Raw genomic sequence first — 20,834 nt, forward strand, 5'->3', positions numbered from 1 at the left:
CCGAAATACTTGGTGATCGCCGCCGTCAGCGTCGTCTTGCCGTGGTCAACGTGGCCGATCGTGCCGATGTTGACGTGCGGTTTGTTACGCTCAAACTTTTCCTTTGCCATTCCTCAGGCGCCCTTTTGTGGTTTGGGGGACCCTTGGTCCCGGTTTCCTCTGCGCGCGCGGAATATTTGGTTCAAAGGGGAAAATCAAGCGCATCCTGCAAGAAAGGCGGGCAAATGCCCCGTTTTATTCCGCCTCGGCGACCGCCTCGCCATCGACCGGTTCGGGACGCTTGTCGAACCAGCCGTTCTTGCGGTGCTCGTCGGCGAACCACTCTTCCACCCGGTCAGCCACTTTCAGAGCCAGCCCGCTCATCTGCTCTTCCTTGGTGCGGGCATTGCCCGACCCCACCAGAGCGCTTTCGCTGGTGGTATCTTCGAGAACCTGCATCTGGTGCGCCTTGGCCAGATATTCCTTCTTGCCGACGTCATAGACATTCACCAGAACGATGGCCGTGCTCTTGGGGTTATAGATCACCGGCACGCCCGGCGGCGCCAGCATGTACCCTTCGAGGCTGATGCCGATATCGTATTCCTGCGACCCTTCGTATCGGCCCAACCGGATATCGACCGCCTTCTGGATCGCATCGGTCCATTCCTTGGGCGTCGCATCGCGCGAGATCGGCCCCTGCACCGCCTTGTCCGCATAGGCATAGTTGACCCGCAACTTGAACTCGCCCAACTCTTCGGGCGCTTCATCCACCAGCGTTTCGGTACAGGCGCCAAGCAGGGTCAGGCCTGCGACAACGGTCAGGATGCGGATCATTGCGTCTTCTCGATAAGCCTCGGTTTCAACCGATGTATCGCACCCATGCCGCCCATGCCAAGCCGTATCGGCCCGATATCGCAACTTCCGGCCATCGGATCAGGAAAACTTGTAATCACGCGGGAAGCCATAGGGCGGTTTCTTGCCGACACCGGCACGTTTCGACAGCCATTGACCAAGGTCCGGCTCGTGCCGCGTCTTGTCCCCGCCCATCGACCATTTCAACCCATCGGCCCAGTTGAACGTGGTCAGATCGCTCAGCCCGCCATCCAGCTCCAGCGTCCCCTGACGACCCCGCGCCATGTTGTATTTCTGCAGCCGCACGCCCTTGCCGCGCGTCATCTCGGGCAGGTCGCCGATCGGGAAGACCAGGAACTTGCCATTCTGCGACACCACCGCCACGTGATCACCTTCGACCGGCTTGCAGATCAACGCCCGTTCGTCGTCCTTGACGTTCAGCACCTGCTTGCCCGCGCGCGTCTGCGCCACCACGTCCTCTTCGGGCACCATGAAACCGTTGCCCGCATCCGAGGCCACCAACAGCTTGCGCCCCGGCTTGTGGATCAGGATATCGACGATCTGCGCCTCGTTCGGCAGGTCCACCATCAGGCGCAGCGGCTCGCCCATGCCGCGCCCACCGGGAAGATTGGCGGCGCTGAGGGTGTAGAACCGCCCGTTCGAGGCGAACACCAGCAGCCGGTCGGTGGTTTCCGCGTGAAAGATGAAACGCGGGCCGTCGCCATCCTTGAACTTCAATTCGCGGGTCAGGTCGATATGGCCGGTCATCGCGCGGATCCAGCCCATCTGGGAACAGACGACCGTGATCGGTTCGCGGTCGATCATCGCCTCCAGCGGCACCTCCTCGACCTCGCCAGCCTCGGCAAAACGGGTACGGCGCGCACCGCCTTCATACTCCTTGCCAAAGGTCTTTTTCGTCTCTTTCAACTGTTCGGCAATACTGGCCCATTGCAGGCCTTCGTCGGCCAGCAGGTCCTCAAGCCCGGCGCGCTCCTCCATCAACGCATCCCGCTCGCGCACCAGCTCCATCTCTTCCAGGCGGCGCAGGCTGCGCAGGCGCATGTTGAGGATCGCCTCGGCCTGCACCTCCGACAACTCGCCCTCGCCCCGCGCCGGAGCGATATAGTCGGCCTCGCTGGTGGCGCGGACGTGATCAACGCCCCAGTTCTCGCGCATCAGCGCGGCCTTGGGGTCGTCGTCGTAACGGATGATATCGATCACCCGGTCGAGGTTGAGGAAGGCAACGATAAAGCCCTCCAATACTTCCAGCCGGTGGTCGATCTTGGCCATACGGTGGCGCGACCGGCGCAGCAACACCTCTTGCCGGTGATCAAGGAAGGCGCGCAGCACCTCCTTCATCGAGCAGACCTTGGGCGTCACGCCGTCGATCAGCACGTTCATGTTCAGGCTGAACCGCACCTCAAGATCCGAGTTGCGATAGAGCATGCCCATCAGCACCTCGGGGTCCACGTTCTTGGAGCGTGGCTCGAGGATCAGGCGAATATCGTCGGCGGATTCATCGCGCACATCGGCGAGGATCGGGATTTTCTTGGTCTGGATCAGTTCCGCGATCTTTTCGATCAGCTTGGATTTCTGAACCTGATAAGGAATCTCGGTGACGATGATCTGCCACTGACCCCGGCCCAGATCCTCGACTTCATATTTGCAGCGCAACCGGAACGAACCGCGCCCGGTGCGATAGGCCTGCGCGATATTCTCGGCCGGCTCGACAATGACACCACCCGTCGGAAAATCCGGCCCCGGCACATAGTTCAACAATGTGTCGTCGCGCGCATCCGGTGCCTTGATCAGATGCAGACAGGCATCACACAGCTCCGCGATGTTGTGCGGCGGGATATTCGTCGCCATCCCCACCGCGATACCGCTGGCGCCGTTGGCAAGCAGGTTGGGGAACTGTGCGGGCAGCACAACAGGTTCGGTCAGCGTGCCATCATAGTTGTCGCGGAAATCGACAGCGTCCTCGTTCAACCCTTCCAGCAGCGCTTCGGCCACGATGGTCATCCGCGCCTCGGTATAGCGCGAGGCTGCCGGGTTATCGCCGTCGATATTGCCGAAATTCCCCTGCCCGTCGACCAGCGGATAGCGGACGTTGAAATCCTGCGCCAGACGCGCCATCGCGTCATAGATCGCGGCATCGCCGTGCGGGTGATAGTTGCCCATCACGTCGCCTGAAATCTTGGCAGACTTTCGGAAACCTCCGGTTGCGCTGAGTCGCAACTCTCTCATCGCATAGAGGATTCGTCGGTGAACCGGCTTCAACCCGTCCCGCGCATCGGGCAGAGCCCGGTGCATGATGGTGGACAGCGCATAAGTCAGATAGCGCTCGCCAATCGCGCGGCGCAGCGGTTCTGCCACCTCTGACCCGCCTTCGGGGGTCTCCATATTGGGGTCGTCAACGATATCGTTCATAGATGATGTGATACGACGCAAAGACACGCTGGTAAAGCAAGCAGAGCGCATTTTGCTGGGGACAAGTCGGTCTTTTGCAACAAGGGGGAGGTAACCGGCGGATTTTCCCCGTTTTTCGACTCAGGGGTGAATTTATGCTAGGCTTTCATCCATAGACTCACTGCAAATTTTTGCTTTAACGATTTCCTGGGGGATGCGCCATGACGCGCCTGATTGTTCTGACTTTCGCCTTTCTGGGCTGGGCCTTTTATGAAATGAGCGGCGGCGCTGATTTCGAACCGCGCGGCGTGCGCGCCCCGGAACCCGAACGCGTTGCCACGGCGCGGCCTGCAGAACCAAAATCGCTGGTCTTCCCGATCAACGCCGAGGAGCTGGTCACCAAGGCGGCGCTGGGTCAGGTCAAGACCGTTCAGGCCCCACAGGACACGGAAATCACGCTCTCGGCCGAAGAATCCCGCGCACTGCTGTCGCAGGCCTCGTTCGGGGTAAATGCGAATGGCTCCCTGTTCCAGACACAAGACGCCCCCATCACCCTCGCCTCGCTGCAGGAGGGCGCGACCGGCATGCGTCAGGACGTGGCCCCATCCGAGCCTGAGATAGTTCAGCCCGCCGAACCGGCGGAACCTTCCCGAGACATTCGCGAAATCACCGGCGCGCGCGTTAACATGCGCAGCGGTCCGGGCACCATCTATCCCGTGATCTCGCGCCTCACGATCGGACACCAGGTCGAAGTGCTCGACGATTCGGGAACCGGCTGGCTGCGCCTGCGCGTGTTGCCCGAGCAACATATGGGCTGGATTTCCACCTCACTGATCAGCAAAAAGTCAAACTGACGTCAGGCGGCATTGCCCCGCAGGGAACCTCGCAATAGCTATTGGCGAAGTTCATCGTTGGGATTGCCATGCAGAAATCCATTCTCATCACGGGTTGCTCCTCTGGTATCGGTCTGGACGCGGCGCACGGCATGCGCGCAAGGGGCTGGCGGGTCTTCGCATCGTGCCGGCAACAGCGGGATTGCGACCGCCTGCGGGCGCAGGGCTTCGACAGCCCGCGAATCGACTACACCGACGCCGACAGCATCCGTACCGGGCTGCTTGAGGTGCTCGACGCCACCAGCGGCACGCTGGACGCGCTGTTCAACAACGGCGCACACGGCCTGCCCGGCGCGGTCGAGGACGTCCCGCTGGACGGTCTGCGCCACATATTCGAGACCAACGTTTTTGGCTGGCACGAGCTGACCCGGCAGGTGATCCCGGTCATGCGGGCGCAGGGGCACGGGCGAATCGTTCAGAACTCCTCGGTGCTGGGCCTCGTCGCCTTCCCGTGGCGCGGCGCCTATGTCGCCACCAAATACGCGGTCGAGGGGCTCAGCGACACGCTGCGGCTGGAATTGCGCGACACCGGCATCAAGGTGATCCTGATCGAACCCGGCCCGATCACGTCGAAACTGCGCGAGAAAGCGATCCCCGTCTTCGAACGCTTCATCGACTGGGAAAACTCCGCCCTGCGCGACAAATACGAAAACTCACTACTCAAAAGGCTTTACGAAGGGAAAGGGCCTGACCGTTTCGAACTCCCCGCCTCGGCCGTCACAGAAAAACTGGCCCACGCAGTCAGCGCGAAATATCCCCGCGCCCGTTACTACGTGACCACGCCAACATATATCGCCGGATATCTGCGCCGGGTGCTGCCGACCGGGGCGGTCGATCGCATTCTCTCCCGCGTCTGAAGCGAAATTACCGGTTCGCTTTTTGGCCCAACCCGGCTAGATCAGGCCGAACGCAACCTCAAACGCGCAAGGGGGCTTCATGGACCTTCTCATGGTGATCTTGCTTTTGGCGATGGCGGCCGTGGTCGTCGTTCTGATCCTTGGTATCGCCAATTTCGGCAAAAGCGGCGCCGACGCCGCCATGCGATCCAACAAGATGATGCGCCTGCGCATCCTGTTCCAGTTCATCGCGGTGGTTCTGATCGTGCTCTTCGTCTATCTGCGCGGACAGGGGGGATAACCGATGGTCGTCCTGAACAAGATCTACACCCGCACCGGCGACGGCGGCAAAACTGCCCTTGGCAACGGCGAACGGGTCGCGAAATACTCGGGCCGCGTTGCCGCCTATGGCACGGTGGACGAGTTGAATGCCTTTGTCGGCGTTGCCCGGCTTGAGGCCGCAGGCGACATCGACGCCGCCCTGTCGCGCATTCAGAACGACCTGTTCGATCTGGGCGCCGACCTGTGCCGCCCGGACATGGACAAGGATGCCGAGGCTGAATACCCGCCTCTGCGCATGATCCAAAGCCAGGTTGAACGGCTGGAGTCGGAAATCGACGCGATGAACACCGACCTGCAACCGCTGCGCAGTTTCATCCTGCCCGGCGGCTCGCGGCTGGCAGCCCAGCTGCATGTCTGCCGCACCGTGTCGCGGCGGGCCGAACGACTGGCGGTGGAGCTTTCGAACATGGAACCGGTGAACGAGGCCGCGGTGAAATACCTCAACCGCCTCAGCGACTGGTTTTTCGTCGCAGCGCGCGTCGCCAATAATGGTGGCAAGGACGACGTTCTTTGGGTTCCGGGTGCAAACCGCTGACGCAAAGGCGGCTTCGACACGAAACTTTGTTGCGCCTTATCGCCGCAAATTCGCGAAACGCGACGTCTCAAGACCATGACGTGACGATTTTGCTCTGTTGCGACGTGGCATGACTCGTTATCTAACGCGGCGAGAGCATTGGTGGAGTCGCAACGCGGCTTGCCGTTTTGTAAGGAGAAAACGCAGAGATGAAGGTACTTGTGCCTGTCAAGCGCGTGATTGACTACAACGTGAAGGTTCGCGTGAAAGCGGACGGAAGCGGAGTTGATCTCGCCAATGTCAAAATGTCGATGAACCCGTTCGACGAGATCGCAGTCGAAGAGGCCATCCGCCTGAAGGAAAAAGGTCAGGCTGACGAGGTCGTGGCCGTTTCGATCGGCGTCAAGCAGGCGCAGGAAACCCTGCGCACCGCGCTGGCCATGGGCGCCGACCGCGCCATTCTGGTTGTCGCCGCCGATGACGTGCACACCGATATCGAACCGCTGGCCGTCGCCAAGATCCTCGCCAAGGTTGTCGAGGAAGAGCAGCCCGGCATCGTTCTCTGCGGCAAGCAGGCCATCGACAACGACATGAACGCAACCGGGCAGATGTTGTCGGCCCTGCTGGGCTGGTCGCAGGGCACCTTTGCCTCGGAACTGGACATCGAAGGCGACAGCGCGAAAATCACCCGCGAGGTTGACGGCGGTCTGCAGACCATCAGCGTCAAGATGCCGACCATCGTGACCGTTGACCTGCGCCTGAACGAACCGCGCTATGCGTCGCTGCCCAACATCATGAAGGCCAAGAAAAAGCCGCTGGACGAGAAAACCGCCGCCGATTACGGCGTCGACGTCACGCCGCGCCTCGAGATCGTCAAGACCGAAGAGCCGCCGGCACGCGCCGCTGGCATCATCGTCGGCTCGGTGGACGAACTGGTTTCGAAACTGAAAGAAGCGGGGGCTGTGTAATGGCTGTTCTTCTCCTTGCCGAAGTCAACAATGGCGAACTGAGCGTCGACGCCACCGCCAAGGCCGTGAGTGCCGCGAAAGCTCTGGGTGACATCACCGTGCTGGCCGCTGGTGCATCAGCCGCCGCCGCGGGCGAAGCAGCCGCCAGGATCGAAGGTGTGTCCAAGGTGCTGGTTGCCGAAGACGCGTCGCTGGGCCACCGCCTGGCCGAATCCACCGCAGCCCTGATCGTGTCGCTGGCCGATGGGTACGAGCATATCGTTGCTCCTGCCACCACCGACGCCAAGAACGTGATGCCGCGCGTTGCGGCCCTGCTGGACGCGATGGTGATCTCGGATGTCTCGGGCGTGGTTGACGGCTCGACCTTCGAACGCCCGATCTATGCGGGTAACGCGATCCAGACCGTCAAGTCGTCGGACGCCAAAAAGGTTGTCACCATCCGCACCTCGACTTTCGACGCCGCTGGCGAAGGCGGCTCGGCCCCGGTCGAAACCATTTCGGTTGGCGAAAACCCCGGCCTGTCGTCCTGGGTCGAGGACAAGGTTGCTGCCAGCGACCGTCCGGAACTGACCTCGGCCGGCATCGTCGTCTCGGGCGGCCGTGGCGTTGGCTCGGAAGAAGACTTCAAACTGATCGAAGGTCTGGCCGACAAGCTGGGCGCAGCCGTTGGCGCCTCGCGCGCGGCGGTCGACTCGGGCTATGCACCGAACGACTGGCAGGTGGGTCAGACCGGCAAGGTCGTCGCCCCCAACCTCTATGTCGCAGTGGGCATCTCGGGCGCGATCCAGCACCTGGCCGGCATGAAGGACTCCAAGATCATCGTCGCGATCAACAAGGACGAAGAAGCACCGATTTTCCAGGTTGCCGATTTCGGCCTCGTCGCCGACCTGTTCCAGGCCGTCCCGGAACTGACCGAAAAGCTGGGCTGAAACGGCTCTGGCAGAAATTCAAAGGCCCGCCCAACCGGCGGGCCTTTTTCATTGCAGGTCCATCACCGCACGATACAGCCTGTCAGCGATGATCTGATGCGTTGCCGGACCGATCAAATGCTCCGCCATCGGTTGCTGCAATGTTCCGAACAGGGCATCCGCCAGTTCCTCGGAATCGCCGCAGGTACGCACCGGCACCTCGACCACCGTCGCGCAAAACCCATTCAGTTGCGCCACCATCGCCTCATCGACCAGATATGGCTCCGGCTCGTCACTGGCATCGTCCGACCTTTCATAGCGCAGCCAGAGCGAGAGTGCGGGAACTTCGATTCCGGTCAGGAAACCTCTCATCCGCTCGACCCAGCCCTCCTGAAGGTCCTGCTTTACGACTTCGAACCGTGCATCATCCTGCGCTCGCAATGTATCCAGAAGATGCCGTGTGAAATGGATCTCGGCAAAGTCGACCTCGGGGTACAAATCTCTCAGGTCTTCCGATGGCTCCAGGAACCTGTCGTTCCGGCGCGGGTGCACGCGATAAAGCCGGTTCGACAGCACCTGAACGCCCGGCAACTGGACCACGCAAAACGACGCCTCATTGATCCGCGCCCGAACGAAGGGAGTGGCGGCCAGCGCTTCGAACCCACAGCTGACAGACCCCAGGTTGACACAAGGTTGACCCAGCCGTTTTTCCAGCAAGGCGGGGAATGGCTCCTGTACAAATCGTCCAAAGGTCTCTGTTCCACCGGTACAAATCGCACAGTTCGCGCCAAATTCCCGTTTGGGCCCCCGAAAATGGAGCCCCCCCGCCTCGTATTGGCAACTCGGATCCTCCGGCGCATTCACACCCAATCTGTCAAAGCCCATGTTCATCACCCTTGTTTTCTTCACCCGACCGACACCATGACGCCGCAGGCCTTGCAAAAGTTTTAATGCGCGCATTTGAAGCAAAAGCAGTGCTTCACCCCCTCTTGCCGCCGCCCCCACCCTGCCGGTAATGTCCACGTAACCCGCGAGAAAGGCACCACAGAGATGGACATCAAAACGGTCGGAGTGATTGGCGCAGGCCAGATGGGAAACGGCATCGCGCACGTCATGGCGCTGGCCGATTACGAGGTGCTGCTGACCGATGTCAGCCAGCAGGCACTGGATCAGGCCATCGAGACGATCGAGGCAAATATGGCCCGTCAAGCCTCGCGCGGAAAAATATCCGACGACGACATGCAAGCAGCGCTAAAACGCATCAAAACCACGCTAAACCTACCCGATTTGGGCCAAACCGATCTGGTGATCGAGGCCGCGACCGAGCGCGAAGCAATCAAGCAAGCGATCTTTGAAGATCTGCAACCGCACTTGTTGCCCCATACGATCCTGACGTCGAACACCTCGTCGATTTCGATCACACGTCTGGCCAGCCGCACCGACCGGCCCGAGCGGTTCATGGGTTTCCATTTCATGAACCCGGTTCCCGTGATGCAACTGGTCGAACTGATCCGCGGCATCGCCACCGACGAACAAACCTTCAGTGCATGCAAAGCGGTGGTGGACAAGCTGGGCAAAACGGCCGCCAGCGCCGAAGATTTTCCCGCCTTCATCGTCAACCGCATCCTGATGCCGATGATCAACGAAGCGGTCTATACGCTTTACGAAGGCGTCGGCAGCGTGCAGTCCATCGACCAATCGATGAAGCTGGGCGCCAATCATCCAATGGGTCCGCTGGAACTGGCCGACTTTATCGGCCTCGATACATGCCTTGCGATCATGAACGTGCTGCACGAAGGACTGGCGGATACCAAGTATCGTCCCTGTCCCTTGCTCACCAAATATGTCGAGGCCGGTTGGCTTGGCCGCAAGACCGAACGCGGGTTCTATGACTATCGCGGGGAAGTTCCGGTTCCGACCAGATAACCGGAACCGGTCAGCCGCCCTTCACAAGGCCCATGGTGTGATCCCTCAACCAGGCCATAAACCCGCGCGGGTCTTTTTCCAGCAGCTCCATGTCCTCATCCGGGATTGGATGGCCGATAACCGGGGCCTGCGGTTTCTTGCAGGATCGCACGATCTCGTGCAGCAAAAGACCCTGACGCAGGATCGGCGAGACCTGGCAGGCGATCTGATAGGCGCGCGAATTGCGCCCCGGGAAATAGATGGGGACCACGCGCGCCTTTGATCGGCGGATCATTTGTGCGGTAAAGACGTTCCATTCCCGTTCAATTGCAGGGCCGAACCAGTTGTCGGATGACATCACGACGCCCGACGGAAACAGCGCCACGACGCCGCCTTCCTTCAAGTGCGTCATCGCCTTGGCCCGCATCTCGATCATCTTGGACTGCGCTTCGGGATCGTGCGGGAAAGGCACCGGGATCATGAACGAGGTCGCCGCCTCATCCAGCCCGGTCAGTACCGATCGGGTCAGAATTCGATAATCTTGCCGAACCCGCCCAATCAACTCGGCCAGAATCATGCCGTCAACCATGCCGTGTGGATGGTTAGCGACAACGACAACCGGCCCTTTTTTCGGGATGCGCGCTATCTGCTCGTCCGGGGTCAACAGATCGATCCCCATCACTTCAAGCGCACCGCCCCAAAACCTCTGGCCGCGATATTGCTCGTTCTTCTTCTCGAACTTGCTGACCATCCGCAAAATCGTCAGCTTGCCCGTGAACCATTCGATGGCTCGAATGGCCGTTGCCGTCCACAGATCATCAAACGAGTTGGCATAGGTCAAGGTTCTACGGTCGTAGATTTCGCCCTGTTCAGTGGCCCCATCAACCACAGGGTCGACTTTGCTGTTGTGCGCGGTTTCCGCCAAGTCTTGGTCTTCCCGTTCTTCACGTCGCAAAGCGCGGCGCGCTCAGTACCCTTCGCCGAACTTGTCGTTCACCAGGGACTCCAACGCTTCCGCCAACGCCTCAGCATCAGGTCCGGACGTCTCAACGTCAATAGTTGTTCCGTTCGACGCTGCCAACATCAAAAGGCCCATGATACTGTCGCCCGAGGCGGAAAGTCCGTCTTTTGACACTTCTGCCGTAGCGTCAAACCCTTCAACAACCTCAACCAGCTTGGCCGAGGCGCGCGCGTGCAGGCCTTTTTCATTTACAATCTTTAAACTTCGCGTCGCCATTTCAATCTGTCCAGATTCAATCGAGGGTCACATTTTTGGTGTTTATGTATTTTCTGCCCGCTTCCATGGCCTGCCGGACGGCATCCCCCACGGGCAGGTGTCGGCTTTTGGCCAGTTTGATCAGCATCGGCAAATTTGCGCCATATAGGATTCGCCGATCCTGAGGCGCACAGGCCCGCAAGCTGAGGTTCGAAGGACTGCCGCCGAACAGGTCGGTGACCACGACAACCCCGTCGCCAGTATCCACCTCATCGGCGGCGGCACAGATCTCGCGTTGTTTTTCGTCGCGATCATGATCCGCCTCGATAGAGATCGCGGCCAATCCAGGCTGCTTGCCCACGACATGCTGCATCGCGGCCAGATACTCCTTGGCCAGCCCCCCATGTGCTACGATTACGATCCCGATCAACCCGGTCTTACCTTCGCTGCGCGACGTTCCATTTCGCGGTGCCTAATTGACACCTGCTGCCCCTTTTCTGCAAGGGCCTTTGCAACAGCTTCCGCTAATGCGACTGAACGGTGTTGTCCACCAGTACAGCCAAAGGCCACCGACAGATGCGCCTTGCCTTCCGCCCGAAAGGCCGGAAGAAGCGTCCAAAGGAGGTCGACCACGCGCTCGAAAAACGGGGCATAGTTCGGGTCGGTCGCGACATAGGTGGCAACATCCGCGTTGCGACCGTCGGCGGCCCTCAACTCAGGCTTCCAATAGGGATTGGCCAGAAACCGACAATCGAACACCATATCGAGTCCCCGCGGCAGGCCGCGTTTATAGGAAAAGGATTCGATGGATACCGCCAAATGCCGCCCTTCCTCTGGTGCGAACCACCTTTCCACCTCTTCTCGCAACTGATGGATATTCAGGTTGCTTGTATCGATCAGAGAATCTGCAATTTCGCGAATTGGTTGCAGCACCTCCAACTCTTGCAGGATACCCGCCTCGGGGCTGGCACCGGGCGCAAGCGGGTGACGTCGGCGGGTCTCGGAGAACCGGCGCAGCAGAACTTCTTCGCTGCAATCCAGATACAGCGTCGTCAGATCGATACTTTCCATCCGGCCCAGCCGTTCGATCAGTTCCAGAAACCCGATGGTCGAGAAATCGCGGTTCCGCGCGTCGATGCCCAGCGCCATAGGACGCGACTGCTCCCCCCCGTCCAGAAGCCGCGTCAGCAATCCCATGGGCAGATTGTCGATGGCTTCGAACCCCAGATCTTCCAACACATGGATAGCGGTCGAACGGCCCGCTCCGGATGGTCCCGTGACCAACACGATACGTTGCTGCGGAGTCATTTGCTGGGCCATTCCGGGTCGACACGCCCTATCTTGAGAAGTTGCATCAGAGATGGAGCGAAGTGTGGGGCCTTGACAGCTCGAAGCAAGGGCACAGATTGCCTCAGCACCCGGACCGTCCTGTGTTCGGGGAAACGATCTTCTTCGATCTGATCCAGATCCACCACGTAAGCCAACGGTACCGACCCGGTCGGCGGACATCGGATCAGGCCGAGGCCGCGCGCCTCGATCAGGCCGGAAATGGCGGCAGGCGATTGCGCCAGAACCCGGTCGTTCTCCATTCGGAGTTCGACCTGATCATCGGCAACCAGTTCCGCGCCATATCCAACAAGAGTTAAGGCCAGTGACGACTTGCCGGATCCGGAGGACCCGACGATCAACAGCCCATTGCCACCGACCGCCACGCAACTTCCGTGGATCGTGGCATTGCGCTTTTCGGCCATGCGGGACAGCGCATCGACGCTCATAACTCAGATCGGTAGCGCCACGACAAAGCGGGCGCCAAGTGGGTCCGAGGTGACGTCGGCATCCGTGGGCCGGATGTTCTCGGCCCAGATGACGCCGCCATGGGCCTCGACGATTTGTTTCGAAATGGCCAGCCCCAGCCCAGAATTATTGCCGAAATGCTCCTCGGGACGCTGCGAATAGAACCGCTTGAAGATCTTTGTCAGCGCCTGATCGGGAATTCCAGGCCCGGTATCCTCGACCACGATCAGCACGCGGCCATCCCGACGCCGCGCCCAGACGCGAATGGCATCGCCTTCGCCACAGAAGGAAATCGCGTTGGTGATGAGGTTGACGAACACCTGCGCCAATCGCGCTTCCAGCCCCCGAATTGTAATGGGTTCGTTGGGCATGTCCGTTATATAATCTATCCCTTTCGAACGTGCGTCTTCGCCCAGGAACTGACCCAGGTTGTCAAGCATCGCAAGCATATCGAACGGTTCTTCGTCTTCTTTCACCAGTTCGGCATCCAGCCGCGATGCGTTTGATATGTCGCTGACCAGGCGATCCAGTCGACGCACATCGTGCTCGATGATCTCCAGCAGCTTTTCGCGCTGTTCTTCCTTCTTGACCACGCGCAACGTGCCAACCGCCGATTGCAGACTGGCGAGCGGATTCTTGATTTCGTGCGAAACATCCGCAGCAAACTGTTCGTTGCCCTCGATCCGGTTATAGAGCGCCGCCACCATGCCGCGCAGTGCACGACTGAGCCGGCCGATCTCATCCGGCCGCGCGCTCAGATCCGGTATGCGGATACGCCCGGGGTTGATGCGCTGGTTGTGATGATCGTTGCCCATCTCGGCGGCCTCGGCCAGATCGGCAAGCGGGTTGGCGATTGTGGAAGCCAACACCAGGCTGAGGCCGACCGAAACCAGCAGCGCGACAACGAACATCTGCAGGACACGTTCCTGTTCCTGCCGGGCCAGTGCGTCGATTTCTCCGGCTGGCCCGGCCATCGCCAGAACCGCAATTGTCTGCCCAGCTCGCTGTATCGGAGTTGTGGCCACAATGACCGTTCCTCCTCGGGCGTCGGTAAGCGCCCTAACCCGAGAGCCGGACTCGACCGTTACGGGTACCATCGCGCCCACCTGCTCGGCCAGGTCCGGCGAGGGCCTTGACTGACTGCCATTCAGAATCGACGCCATGCCGTTCCAGACCGCGTTCAGACCATCACTGATAATTGTTGGCCCGGTGTCGAAACGGCTATTTAAAACAGTCGCGGGCAACTGGGTCGAGCCGCGCACCCACCCCGCCAGATCACCCAGAGGGTCGAAAACGAAAACCTCGACGCCATTGCGAAGGCTCAAACCCGCCAGCGTCGCCTCGATATCAAGCTCGTCGCTGTCGTTGATCGTGGCTGGATCGCTGGCGATTCTGGCCTCGAATACGTCCCCGGCCAGTTCCGCTTCGCTGATCAGGGCACTTGCCCGCTGCAACACCTGGTCTTCGCGGGTGTCATCCAGCCATAAGAGCCCTGCAACCAGAATGATCAGGGCAATCAGGTTGAACGTGATAATCTTGCGCGCAAGTGTCGAGCTGTGCAGCGCCAGCAGGCGCCGCCGGGGACGGACAAAACGCATATCCGGTGAATTGGGATCAATCGGGATAACCCAATCGTCCCCAAGAACCACATCCCCGTCGCGTGGCCCGTTCGCTGATCCTGTGTCGCGCACGAGAATCCCTTCGCCTTCCCCCACAAAAGGGCGATTATTCTTCGTTGTATCTGTACCCTATTCCATACAGCGTTTCGATTGCCGAAAAATCCGAATCAGCCATACGCATTTTTTTGCGCAGGCGTTTGATGTGGCTGTCGATCGTGCGATCATCGACATAGACCTGATCGTCATAAGCGACATCCATCAGCTGATCGCGGCTCTTGACGAAACCCGGCCGCTGCGCCAGCGCTTGCAAAAGAAGGAATTCGGTCACCGTCAATGAAACATCCGTTCCCTTCCAACTGACCGCATGCCGCAACGGATCCATCCGTAGATGTCCGCGTTCCATCACCTTGGCGTCGCCATTGCCGACCTCGATCGCTTCACCCGAATTGGCCTCCTGCCGACGCAAAAGCGCACGAATCCGTTCGACCAGAAGGCGTTGCGAGAATGGCTTTTTCACATAGTCGTCCGCGCCCATTCTCAGGCCCAGAACCTCGTCTATTTCGTCGTCTTTCGACGTCAGAAAGATCACCGGCATCTGGGTTTTCTGGCGAAGCCGCTGAAGCAAATCCATGCCATCCATTCGTGGCATCTTGATATCCAGAACCGCCATGTCCGGCAGTCTCTTGTTGAAGGCATCCAGCGCCGCCTGCCCATCGTTATATGTTTCGACCTCGAACCCTTCGGCCTCGAGTGTCATGGATACGGACGTCAGAATATTTCTGTCGTCATCCACCAGTGCAATCTTTGACATTGGGAGTGCCCCTACTGCTCTACTGCTCAATCTTCGTAAGTTTTCATGCATTTTTGGCGTTTTTGTGACCACGAATCAATGCATATCTACGAATCACTTAAAAACTGTTGCTCAATTGGAGACAAAGAACCCTTAACCCGATTGAATCGATGCCACCTAATTGAGCGCTAAATACATGGTTGCGCTAAACCTCGCCTTGGTGGCGCTAACTGCGCCAAACCGTCCTGTTCATGCTCTAAACTAGCGTGATAAGACCCCCGCGACCGCCGGTCATTTCTGCCGGTAAACTGCCCCAAGAGCGCAAACGGCCAAGCGCGCCGCCGCGCCGCCATAGGAGAGAAATCGCATGACATCTGGACGGGTTAACCCGCAATTCCGCCTCGAGGATCAGGGCATCGAGGGTCTGGGCAATGTCTTTTACAACTTCATGGAACCGGCGCTGATCGAAGAGGCGTTGAAGCGTGGCGAAGGCACGCTGGGCAATGGCGGGGCTTTCCTGGTTACGACCGGGAAATTCACCGGGCGTTCCCCCAAGGACAAGCACGTCGTAAAGACCGAGAGCGTCGCGGAAAAGATTTGGTGGGAAAACAACGCCGAAATGAGTCCCGAAGGCTTTGACGCGCTCTATCTGGACATGCTCGAGCACATGAAGGGCCGCGATTATTTCGTGCAGGACCTCGTTGGCGGCGCCGACCCGACCTATTCGATCAACGTGCGCATGGTGACCGAGCTTGCCTGGCACAATCTGTTTATCCGTCACCTCCTGCGCCGCCCGGATCGCGAGGATCTGGACGAATTCACCGCTGATTTCACGGTGATCAACTGCCCCAGTTTCAAGGCGGACCCGAAAAAGCACAACTGCCGCAGCGAGACGGTGATTGCGCTGAACTTTGACCGCAAGCTGATCCTGATTGGCGGCACCGAATATGCGGGCGAGAACAAAAAATCGGTGTTTACCCTGCTGAACTACATGTTGCCGGAAAAAGGCGTGATGCCGATGCACTGTTCGGCCAACCACGCGGTTGGAAACCCGGTTGACACCGCCGTGTTCTTTGGCCTCAGCGGCACCGGCAAGACGACCCTGTCGGCAGATCCAGCGCGGGTTCTGATCGGTGACGACGAACATGGATGGTCGGATCGCGGCACCTTCAACTTCGAAGGTGGCTGCTATGCCAAGACCATCAACCTCAATGCCGAGGCCGAGCCGGAAATCTATGCGACCACCAAGAAGTTCGGCACCGTGATCGAAAACATGGTGTTCGACCCCGAAACCAAGAAGCTGGATTTCAACGATGACAGCCTGACTGCGAACATGCGCTGTGCCTATCCGCTGGAATACATCTCGAACGCGTCCAAATCAGCGCTTGGCGGGCACCCCAAGAACATCATCATGCTGACCTGTGACGCATTTGGTGTTCTGCCCCCGATCGCACGGCTGACCCCGGCGCAGGCCATGTACCACTTCCTGTCGGGCTTCACCTCGAAAGTGGCTGGAACCGAGCGTGGTGTGACCGAGCCGCAACCCACATTTTCAACCTGTTTCGGCGCCCCGTTCATGCCGCGCCGTCCCGAAGTTTATGGCAACCTGCTGCGCGACAAGATCGCTCAACACGGCGCCACCTGCTGGCTGGTCAACACCGGTTGGACCGGCGGTGCCTATGGCGTTGGCAGCCGGATGCCGATCAAGGCCACCCGCGCCTTGCTGACGGCCGCGCTGGACGGCTCACTGGCCGAAGCCGAGTTCCGCAAGGACGCCAATTTCGGCTTTGACGTTCCGGTTTCGGTACCGGGGGTGGCTGAGGTTCTTCTTGATCCGCGCCGCACATGGGACGATCAGGCCGCATTCGACAAACAGGCCGAAAAACTGGTTCAGATGTTCGCAGAGAATTTCGAACAATACCTGCCTTTCATCGACGAAGACGTCAAAGCCGTCGCAATCGGTTGAATAGGCCAGGCTGATTCTGCAACACCCCCTGTTCCGCACGGGGGGTGTTTTCGTTTAGCGAGAAACTTTCCAGGAAACTTCTACCCATAAGTGAAATCGCGAAATCGTGATCTTCACTGGCGATCAAAATTTCGCGTGCCGTGAAAAAAATAGGCCCGGCACAATTGCGCCGGGCCTTGACTGAAAGTACCTTGGGGCTGCGAATGCGCCACTCACTCATTCTCGCGATATCGGCAGCCTAATCAGACCTTAACCAAAGTGAACAACGTGATTTGTGTCAATATGAGACAATCCCTGAGGGCCAAAAAAACGTAACCGCGCGCATCGATTCCGCTAAAGCGCTAAAAAAGTAAGCAACCAGGATACTAGACCGAATGCTCGAAGTCTCGAAACTCGCTGAACTCCGCAAGCTGATGCAAAGCATGGAACAGACACTGGGGCTAGAAGAGTTGTCTCCGATCGAACGCGACATCTATTACGCCGCCGGAGAGTTGTCGAAGGCCGGGGAAGAAGTCCGCACGAACGGATTAATCGGGCATGCCCTTGTACAATCCATCTCGCGCCCGACTTTTTTTCGGGCCCTGAAATCTCTGGTAGAGAAAGGGTATCTTTCGCAGTGCGAAACCACGAACCGGGGTCGGTACGTCGTGCACGCGCCACGACAATAAACTCTTTCCGATAGTAGGTTGCGTATTTCGGTCCAAGAAACGGTTACTGCCTCGCTCGCCTATGTCGCAGCCGCCATCGTGACGTTCGAATTTCTAATGCCTCTGCAGAACATCTTCTTTCCGGACTATCCGAGCCGGGCAAGCCTGCTGTTCCTGCCGCATGGTGTCAAAGTACTTACAGCCTGGATGCTGAAGTGGCGCGCAATTCCAGCCCTGTTTCCCGGTGTTCTAGTGGTGTTCGTGTATCTGGGCGGAACCGACGTATTCATGCTCAGCCGCATCTGGGCCATACTGGTCGCAGTCTCAGCCGCGCCACTGATGTTCCAATTCTTCAAGGCGCTCGGTTGGGACATTTATCCTGATCCCGCGCGGCCGGCCTGTTGGATCTGCGTCATGGCGGCGGGAGTGACGACTTCGGTTCTTTCGTCTTTGCTGACGAACATGGCATTCGGCAGCACTCCCGTCGAATACGTCGCCTTTTTGATCGGAGATGTCTTTGGGCTGTTCTTTCTAATGCTCGGCTTGCTTTTCGTCTTTCGTCTTCAGAACCGAACACGCTAGGCCAGTTTCATCCCAACAGCCCCCGGCGCAAAAGGTTCAGTCCGGCAACCAGAAGAACAAGCAACGTCACCTTGCGAAAAGTGGCCTGATCGATGCGGTCATGCAGCCTCATCCCGATCCACATTCCCAACACGGCAGGAACGATCAAAGCCATGGACAGACCAATCGTATCCTTGCGCAATATCCCGGAACCGAAATGCGCGCCAAGCAGTGCCAGAGCGCCCAATCCATAGATAACCCCTTGAATCCGGATCTGATCACGTTTTGGCGTGTTCAATGCCGTCAGATATGCCACCGTGGGCGGCCCCCACACGCCAGACATCCCGCCAATTGCCCCCGCGACCGCGCCTGCCACCGCCTGCCCCCGGGGCGTGTCCCGCTTGAGCGTGAGGGATATGCCCAACAATTGGATCAGCACAAAGAAACAAACTGACACGCCGATCATCACAAGAAAGGTTGACGCCGGAACCCGCGCAACCAGTTGCGCGCTGATTAGCAGACAAACCAATCCAACGATCAGGAACACCCTGAATTTCTTTGTCGTGGCAACTGCGGCGCTTGCCCCTTGCCACAAGGCCTGCATCACATTCGTGACCAGGGTCGGCAGGATCAATCCGGCCAACGCGAGATCCGGTGGCAGTATCATGCTCAATCCGGAAACCAGGATCATCGGCATGGCAAACCCCACCATACCCTTGACCAGCCCTGCCAACACGGCAATCGCACAAGCCAGTGCCAGATTTTCTGGCGTTAGAAGAATCAGGTCCATCATGCCCCTTGATAACACCGCGATTTTCTCTGCACTGCAAAAATCACTGCGTAATTTTCGAACTTTTTCAGGTGTAATTGTGTATTTTTGTTGCGCTGCATGTGCGAAATGATATGACCAAGCAACGAAAAGAGGACGTGATTCATGGCCCATGACGGACAGGACGTGACGACAATGACCAATACCGCAATTTTGCCCGACCTTTTGCGGCTGACCGGCGCGGCGCTTGCCCCGGTCGAAGCCGTGTTCACCCGTGCGCTGGAATCGGTGCGCGCCATGGTGACATCGGATGGCAAGATCTCGGGTGCATTGATCGAAGCGAACCAGACCGCCGCGCATGGCTTGTCGTGGATGGCAACCTATCACCAGTCGCTGCGACAGATGCAGCGTTGGGCCGAAGAGCTGGAGGCCGACGGCAAGTTCGGCGAGATGGAGCAGTTGATCCACCAGATCGCGTTCGGCGAATACCTCCACCAGATCGCGGGCGGCATCCCGATGAACCAGGGCGAAGTCGTGCGATTGCAGGAGCTTGGCCTGGGCTGGGACGCTTTGTCCGGCTTTCAGTGCGAAGAGGTTCAGACCCTGATGCGCGCAGGCAACAGCCAGGCTGCGCGCACGCGTCTGGTCGAATTGATGGAGGCACAGGCTGGCGCCACCATGTTCGGGGCATCGGGGCTGGAAGAAGAGCTGGAAATGATCCGTGACCAGTTCCGCCGCTATGCACAGGAAAATGTGGAACCGAACGCGCATGACTGGCATCTCAAAGATGAGCTTATCCCCATTGAAATCATTGAAGAATTGGCCGAAATGGGCGTTTTCGGCCTGACCATTCCCGAAGAATTCGGCGGCTTCGGGTTGAGCAAGGCGTCGATGTGCGTGGTGTCCGAGGAGCTGTCGCGGGGCTATATCGGCGTTGGCTCGCTGGGCACGCGGTCCGAGATCGCCGCCGAGCTGATTATCGCGGGTGGTACGGACGAGCAGAAGGCAAACTGGCTGCCGAAGATCGCAAGTGCCGAAATCCTGCCGACGGCGGTGTTCACCGAACCCAATACCGGGTCCGATCTGGGATCGCTGCGCACCCGCGCGGTTCGGGACGAGAACGGCGATTACAAGATCACCGGCAATAAAACATGGATCACTCATGCGGCGCGGACCCATGTGATGACGCTGTTGGCGCGCACCGATCCGAACACGACGGATCATCGCGGATTGTCGATGTTTCTGGCCGAGAAGACCCCCGGAACCGACGAAAACCCCTTCCCCACACCGGGTATGACCGGCGGGGAGATCGAGGTGTTGGGCTATCGCGGGATGAAGGAGTACGAGCTGGGTTTCGACGGCTTTCACGTCAAGGGCGAGAACCTGCTTGGCGGCGAAGAAGGCAAGGGTTTCAAGCAGTTGATGCAAACTTTCGAGTCTGCCCGCATCCAGACCGCGGCCCGCGCCATCGGCGTGGCCCAGTCGGCGCTGGATATCGCCATGCAATACGCGCTTGAGCGCAAGCAGTTCGGAAAAGCGCTGATCAACTTCCCGCGTGTGTCGGGAAAACTGGCGATGATGGCGGTCGAGATCATGATCGCGCGGCAGCTAACCTATTTCTCTGCCTGGGAAAAAGATCATGACCGCCGCTGCGACCTTGAGGCCGGGATGGCCAAGCTGCTTGGCGCTCGGGTGGCCTGGGCCGCGGCGGATAACGGGCTGCAGATTCATGGCGGCAACGGGTTTGCGCTGGAATACAAGATCAGCCGCGTGTTGTGCGATGCGCGTATTCTGAACATCTTTGAAGGCGCTGCAGAAATTCAAGCGCAGGTGATTGCACGTCGCCTGCTTGGATGACCCTCGGGA

General features: G+C 59.1%; 23 protein-coding genes. 11 read left to right on the plus strand and 12 right to left on the minus strand.

All coding sequences use genetic code 11. The features are described 5' to 3' along the window. From AC2FMY_RS19805 to parC, 3 genes are all read right to left on the minus strand, one after another. A partial coding sequence (locus AC2FMY_RS19805) for a GTP-binding protein (protein WP_170611170.1) occupies nucleotides 1–110 on the minus strand: 110 nt, incomplete at its 3' end. 124 nt (nucleotides 111–234) lie between these two features. Beyond that, complete coding sequence (locus tag AC2FMY_RS19810) at nucleotides 235–813, minus strand: hypothetical protein (protein WP_480752011.1); 579 nt, start codon at nucleotides 811–813, stop codon at nucleotides 235–237. 99 nt (nucleotides 814–912) lie between these two features. After that, nucleotides 913–3,261, minus strand: coding sequence for a DNA topoisomerase IV subunit A (gene parC, locus AC2FMY_RS19815; RefSeq protein WP_496807938.1), 2,349 nt, complete (start codon nucleotides 3,259–3,261; stop codon nucleotides 913–915). Between the two features lie 200 nt (nucleotides 3,262–3,461). Here parC and AC2FMY_RS19820 point away from each other — a divergent pair, with 200 nt between their 5' ends. From AC2FMY_RS19820 to AC2FMY_RS19845, 6 genes are all read left to right on the plus strand, one after another. Continuing rightward, nucleotides 3,462–4,094: an SH3 domain-containing protein gene (locus AC2FMY_RS19820; protein WP_480752014.1), complete on the plus strand. Its 633-nt coding sequence runs from the start codon at nucleotides 3,462–3,464 to the stop codon at nucleotides 4,092–4,094. 68 nt (nucleotides 4,095–4,162) lie between these two features. Beyond that, entirely contained in the window at nucleotides 4,163–4,990 is an 828-nt protein-coding gene (locus AC2FMY_RS19825; protein WP_496748360.1) for an SDR family NAD(P)-dependent oxidoreductase, read from the plus strand. A gap of 79 nt (nucleotides 4,991–5,069) precedes the next feature. Beyond that, nucleotides 5,070–5,270 carry a twin transmembrane helix small protein gene (locus AC2FMY_RS19830; protein WP_480752015.1) on the plus strand — a complete coding sequence of 67 codons (201 nt, stop codon included), beginning with the start codon at nucleotides 5,070–5,072 and terminating at the stop codon, nucleotides 5,268–5,270. Between the two features lie 3 nt (nucleotides 5,271–5,273). Next, complete coding sequence (locus AC2FMY_RS19835; protein ID WP_496748357.1) at nucleotides 5,274–5,846, plus strand: cob(I)yrinic acid a,c-diamide adenosyltransferase; 573 nt, start codon at nucleotides 5,274–5,276, stop codon at nucleotides 5,844–5,846. Nucleotides 5,847–6,034: 188 nt separating this feature from the next. Next, on the plus strand, nucleotides 6,035–6,793 hold the full coding sequence (locus AC2FMY_RS19840) for an electron transfer flavoprotein subunit beta/FixA family protein (RefSeq protein ID WP_480752019.1): 759 nt from the start codon (nucleotides 6,035–6,037) through the stop codon (nucleotides 6,791–6,793). After that, on the plus strand, nucleotides 6,793–7,722 hold the full coding sequence (locus tag AC2FMY_RS19845; protein WP_480752020.1) for an electron transfer flavoprotein subunit alpha/FixB family protein: 930 nt from the start codon (nucleotides 6,793–6,795) through the stop codon (nucleotides 7,720–7,722). Before AC2FMY_RS19840 ends, AC2FMY_RS19845 begins: the two co-directional genes overlap by 1 nt. A 48-nt stretch (nucleotides 7,723–7,770) precedes the next feature. On the opposite strand, the gene AC2FMY_RS19850 is transcribed toward AC2FMY_RS19845, so the two are convergent. Continuing rightward, nucleotides 7,771–8,661, minus strand: coding sequence for a DUF6473 family protein (locus tag AC2FMY_RS19850; RefSeq protein ID WP_496807939.1), 891 nt, complete (start codon nucleotides 8,659–8,661; stop codon nucleotides 7,771–7,773). 90 nt (nucleotides 8,662–8,751) lie between these two features. Between AC2FMY_RS19850 and AC2FMY_RS19855 the strand changes: the two genes are divergently transcribed. After that, nucleotides 8,752–9,627, plus strand: a complete 876-nt coding sequence (locus AC2FMY_RS19855; RefSeq protein ID WP_480752022.1) for a 3-hydroxybutyryl-CoA dehydrogenase — start codon at nucleotides 8,752–8,754, stop codon at nucleotides 9,625–9,627. Between the two features lie 10 nt (nucleotides 9,628–9,637). On the opposite strand, the gene AC2FMY_RS19860 is transcribed toward AC2FMY_RS19855, so the two are convergent. Genes AC2FMY_RS19860 through AC2FMY_RS19890 form a run of 7 tightly spaced genes read right to left on the minus strand, consistent with a single transcriptional unit; the run spans nucleotide 9,638 to nucleotide 15,046 of the window. After that, nucleotides 9,638–10,531, minus strand: a complete 894-nt coding sequence (locus tag AC2FMY_RS19860; protein ID WP_480752024.1) for a lysophospholipid acyltransferase family protein — start codon at nucleotides 10,529–10,531, stop codon at nucleotides 9,638–9,640. 42 nt (nucleotides 10,532–10,573) lie between these two features. Beyond that, nucleotides 10,574–10,843 carry an HPr family phosphocarrier protein gene (locus AC2FMY_RS19865; protein WP_480752026.1) on the minus strand — a complete coding sequence of 90 codons (270 nt, stop codon included), beginning with the start codon at nucleotides 10,841–10,843 and terminating at the stop codon, nucleotides 10,574–10,576. Nucleotides 10,844–10,859: 16 nt separating this feature from the next. Then, nucleotides 10,860–11,252: a PTS sugar transporter subunit IIA gene (locus AC2FMY_RS19870; protein WP_480752027.1), complete on the minus strand. Its 393-nt coding sequence runs from the start codon at nucleotides 11,250–11,252 to the stop codon at nucleotides 10,860–10,862. After that, a complete protein-coding gene (gene rapZ, locus AC2FMY_RS19875; protein WP_496807940.1) occupies nucleotides 11,249–12,142 on the minus strand; it encodes an RNase adapter RapZ in 894 nt (297 codons plus the stop codon). Before rapZ ends, AC2FMY_RS19870 begins: the two co-directional genes overlap by 4 nt. Further along, nucleotides 12,127–12,597, minus strand: coding sequence for an HPr kinase/phosphorylase (locus tag AC2FMY_RS19880; RefSeq protein WP_480752030.1), 471 nt, complete (start codon nucleotides 12,595–12,597; stop codon nucleotides 12,127–12,129). Before AC2FMY_RS19880 ends, rapZ begins: the two co-directional genes overlap by 16 nt. A 3-nt stretch (nucleotides 12,598–12,600) precedes the next feature. Continuing rightward, the gene (locus tag AC2FMY_RS19885; RefSeq protein WP_480752031.1) at nucleotides 12,601–14,307 is read right to left on the minus strand and encodes an ATP-binding protein; all 1,707 of its coding nucleotides are present in this window, start codon (nucleotides 14,305–14,307) and stop codon (nucleotides 12,601–12,603) included. A 34-nt stretch (nucleotides 14,308–14,341) separates the two neighbouring features. After that, nucleotides 14,342–15,046: a response regulator transcription factor gene (locus AC2FMY_RS19890; RefSeq protein WP_480752033.1), complete on the minus strand. Its 705-nt coding sequence runs from the start codon at nucleotides 15,044–15,046 to the stop codon at nucleotides 14,342–14,344. A gap of 346 nt (nucleotides 15,047–15,392) precedes the next feature. On the opposite strand from AC2FMY_RS19890, the gene AC2FMY_RS19895 reads away from it, so the two are divergent. The 3 genes from AC2FMY_RS19895 to AC2FMY_RS19905 all read left to right on the plus strand — a co-directional run bounded on the left by AC2FMY_RS19895 (nucleotide 15,393) and on the right by AC2FMY_RS19905 (nucleotide 18,220). Next, nucleotides 15,393–16,991, plus strand: a complete 1,599-nt coding sequence (locus AC2FMY_RS19895) for a phosphoenolpyruvate carboxykinase (protein ID WP_480752035.1) — start codon at nucleotides 15,393–15,395, stop codon at nucleotides 16,989–16,991. Nucleotides 16,992–17,365: 374 nt separating this feature from the next. Then, nucleotides 17,366–17,659, plus strand: a complete 294-nt coding sequence (locus AC2FMY_RS19900) for a hypothetical protein (protein ID WP_480752037.1) — start codon at nucleotides 17,366–17,368, stop codon at nucleotides 17,657–17,659. An 18-nt stretch (nucleotides 17,660–17,677) separates the two neighbouring features. Beyond that, nucleotides 17,678–18,220: a hypothetical protein gene (locus tag AC2FMY_RS19905; protein ID WP_480752039.1), complete on the plus strand. Its 543-nt coding sequence runs from the start codon at nucleotides 17,678–17,680 to the stop codon at nucleotides 18,218–18,220. Between the two features lie 7 nt (nucleotides 18,221–18,227). Here the strand turns inward: AC2FMY_RS19905 and AC2FMY_RS19910 are convergent, their stop codons facing one another. Further along, nucleotides 18,228–18,989 (minus strand): sulfite exporter TauE/SafE family protein, encoded by a 762-nt coding sequence (locus AC2FMY_RS19910; protein ID WP_496748415.1) that lies wholly within the window; start codon nucleotides 18,987–18,989, stop codon nucleotides 18,228–18,230. A gap of 144 nt (nucleotides 18,990–19,133) precedes the next feature. On the opposite strand from AC2FMY_RS19910, the gene AC2FMY_RS19915 reads away from it, so the two are divergent. Further along, nucleotides 19,134–20,825, plus strand: a complete 1,692-nt coding sequence (locus AC2FMY_RS19915) for an acyl-CoA dehydrogenase family protein (protein WP_496807941.1) — start codon at nucleotides 19,134–19,136, stop codon at nucleotides 20,823–20,825. Nucleotides 20,826–20,834: the final 9 nt, after the last annotated feature.

This window comes from Ruegeria sp. YKSE079 (assembly GCF_059612845.1).

What these genes read in the sequence shown, in the direction of transcription:
- AC2FMY_RS19810 (WP_480752011.1), bottom strand. Translation starts at nt 813, where the DNA reads ATGATCCGCATCCTGACCGTTGTCGCAGGCCTGACCCTGCTTGGCGCC.
- parC (WP_496807938.1), bottom strand. Translation starts at nt 3,261, where the DNA reads ATGAACGATATCGTTGACGACCCCAATATGGAGACCCCCGAAGGCGGG.
- AC2FMY_RS19820 (WP_480752014.1), top strand. Translation starts at nt 3,462, where the DNA reads ATGACGCGCCTGATTGTTCTGACTTTCGCCTTTCTGGGCTGGGCCTTT.
- AC2FMY_RS19825 (WP_496748360.1), top strand. Translation starts at nt 4,163, where the DNA reads ATGCAGAAATCCATTCTCATCACGGGTTGCTCCTCTGGTATCGGTCTG.
- AC2FMY_RS19830 (WP_480752015.1), top strand. Translation starts at nt 5,070, where the DNA reads ATGGACCTTCTCATGGTGATCTTGCTTTTGGCGATGGCGGCCGTGGTC.
- AC2FMY_RS19835 (WP_496748357.1), top strand. Translation starts at nt 5,274, where the DNA reads ATGGTCGTCCTGAACAAGATCTACACCCGCACCGGCGACGGCGGCAAA.
- AC2FMY_RS19840 (WP_480752019.1), top strand. Translation starts at nt 6,035, where the DNA reads ATGAAGGTACTTGTGCCTGTCAAGCGCGTGATTGACTACAACGTGAAG.
- AC2FMY_RS19845 (WP_480752020.1), top strand. Translation starts at nt 6,793, where the DNA reads ATGGCTGTTCTTCTCCTTGCCGAAGTCAACAATGGCGAACTGAGCGTC.
- AC2FMY_RS19850 (WP_496807939.1), bottom strand. Translation starts at nt 8,661, where the DNA reads ATGCGCGCATTAAAACTTTTGCAAGGCCTGCGGCGTCATGGTGTCGGT.
- AC2FMY_RS19855 (WP_480752022.1), top strand. Translation starts at nt 8,752, where the DNA reads ATGGACATCAAAACGGTCGGAGTGATTGGCGCAGGCCAGATGGGAAAC.
- AC2FMY_RS19865 (WP_480752026.1), bottom strand. Translation starts at nt 10,843, where the DNA reads ATGGCGACGCGAAGTTTAAAGATTGTAAATGAAAAAGGCCTGCACGCG.
- rapZ (WP_496807940.1), bottom strand. Translation starts at nt 12,142, where the DNA reads ATGGCCCAGCAAATGACTCCGCAGCAACGTATCGTGTTGGTCACGGGA.
- AC2FMY_RS19880 (WP_480752030.1), bottom strand. Translation starts at nt 12,597, where the DNA reads ATGAGCGTCGATGCGCTGTCCCGCATGGCCGAAAAGCGCAATGCCACG.
- AC2FMY_RS19890 (WP_480752033.1), bottom strand. Translation starts at nt 15,046, where the DNA reads ATGTCAAAGATTGCACTGGTGGATGACGACAGAAATATTCTGACGTCC.
- AC2FMY_RS19895 (WP_480752035.1), top strand. Translation starts at nt 15,393, where the DNA reads ATGACATCTGGACGGGTTAACCCGCAATTCCGCCTCGAGGATCAGGGC.
- AC2FMY_RS19900 (WP_480752037.1), top strand. Translation starts at nt 17,366, where the DNA reads ATGCTCGAAGTCTCGAAACTCGCTGAACTCCGCAAGCTGATGCAAAGC.
- AC2FMY_RS19910 (WP_496748415.1), bottom strand. Translation starts at nt 18,989, where the DNA reads ATGGACCTGATTCTTCTAACGCCAGAAAATCTGGCACTGGCTTGTGCG.
- AC2FMY_RS19915 (WP_496807941.1), top strand. Translation starts at nt 19,134, where the DNA reads ATGGCCCATGACGGACAGGACGTGACGACAATGACCAATACCGCAATT.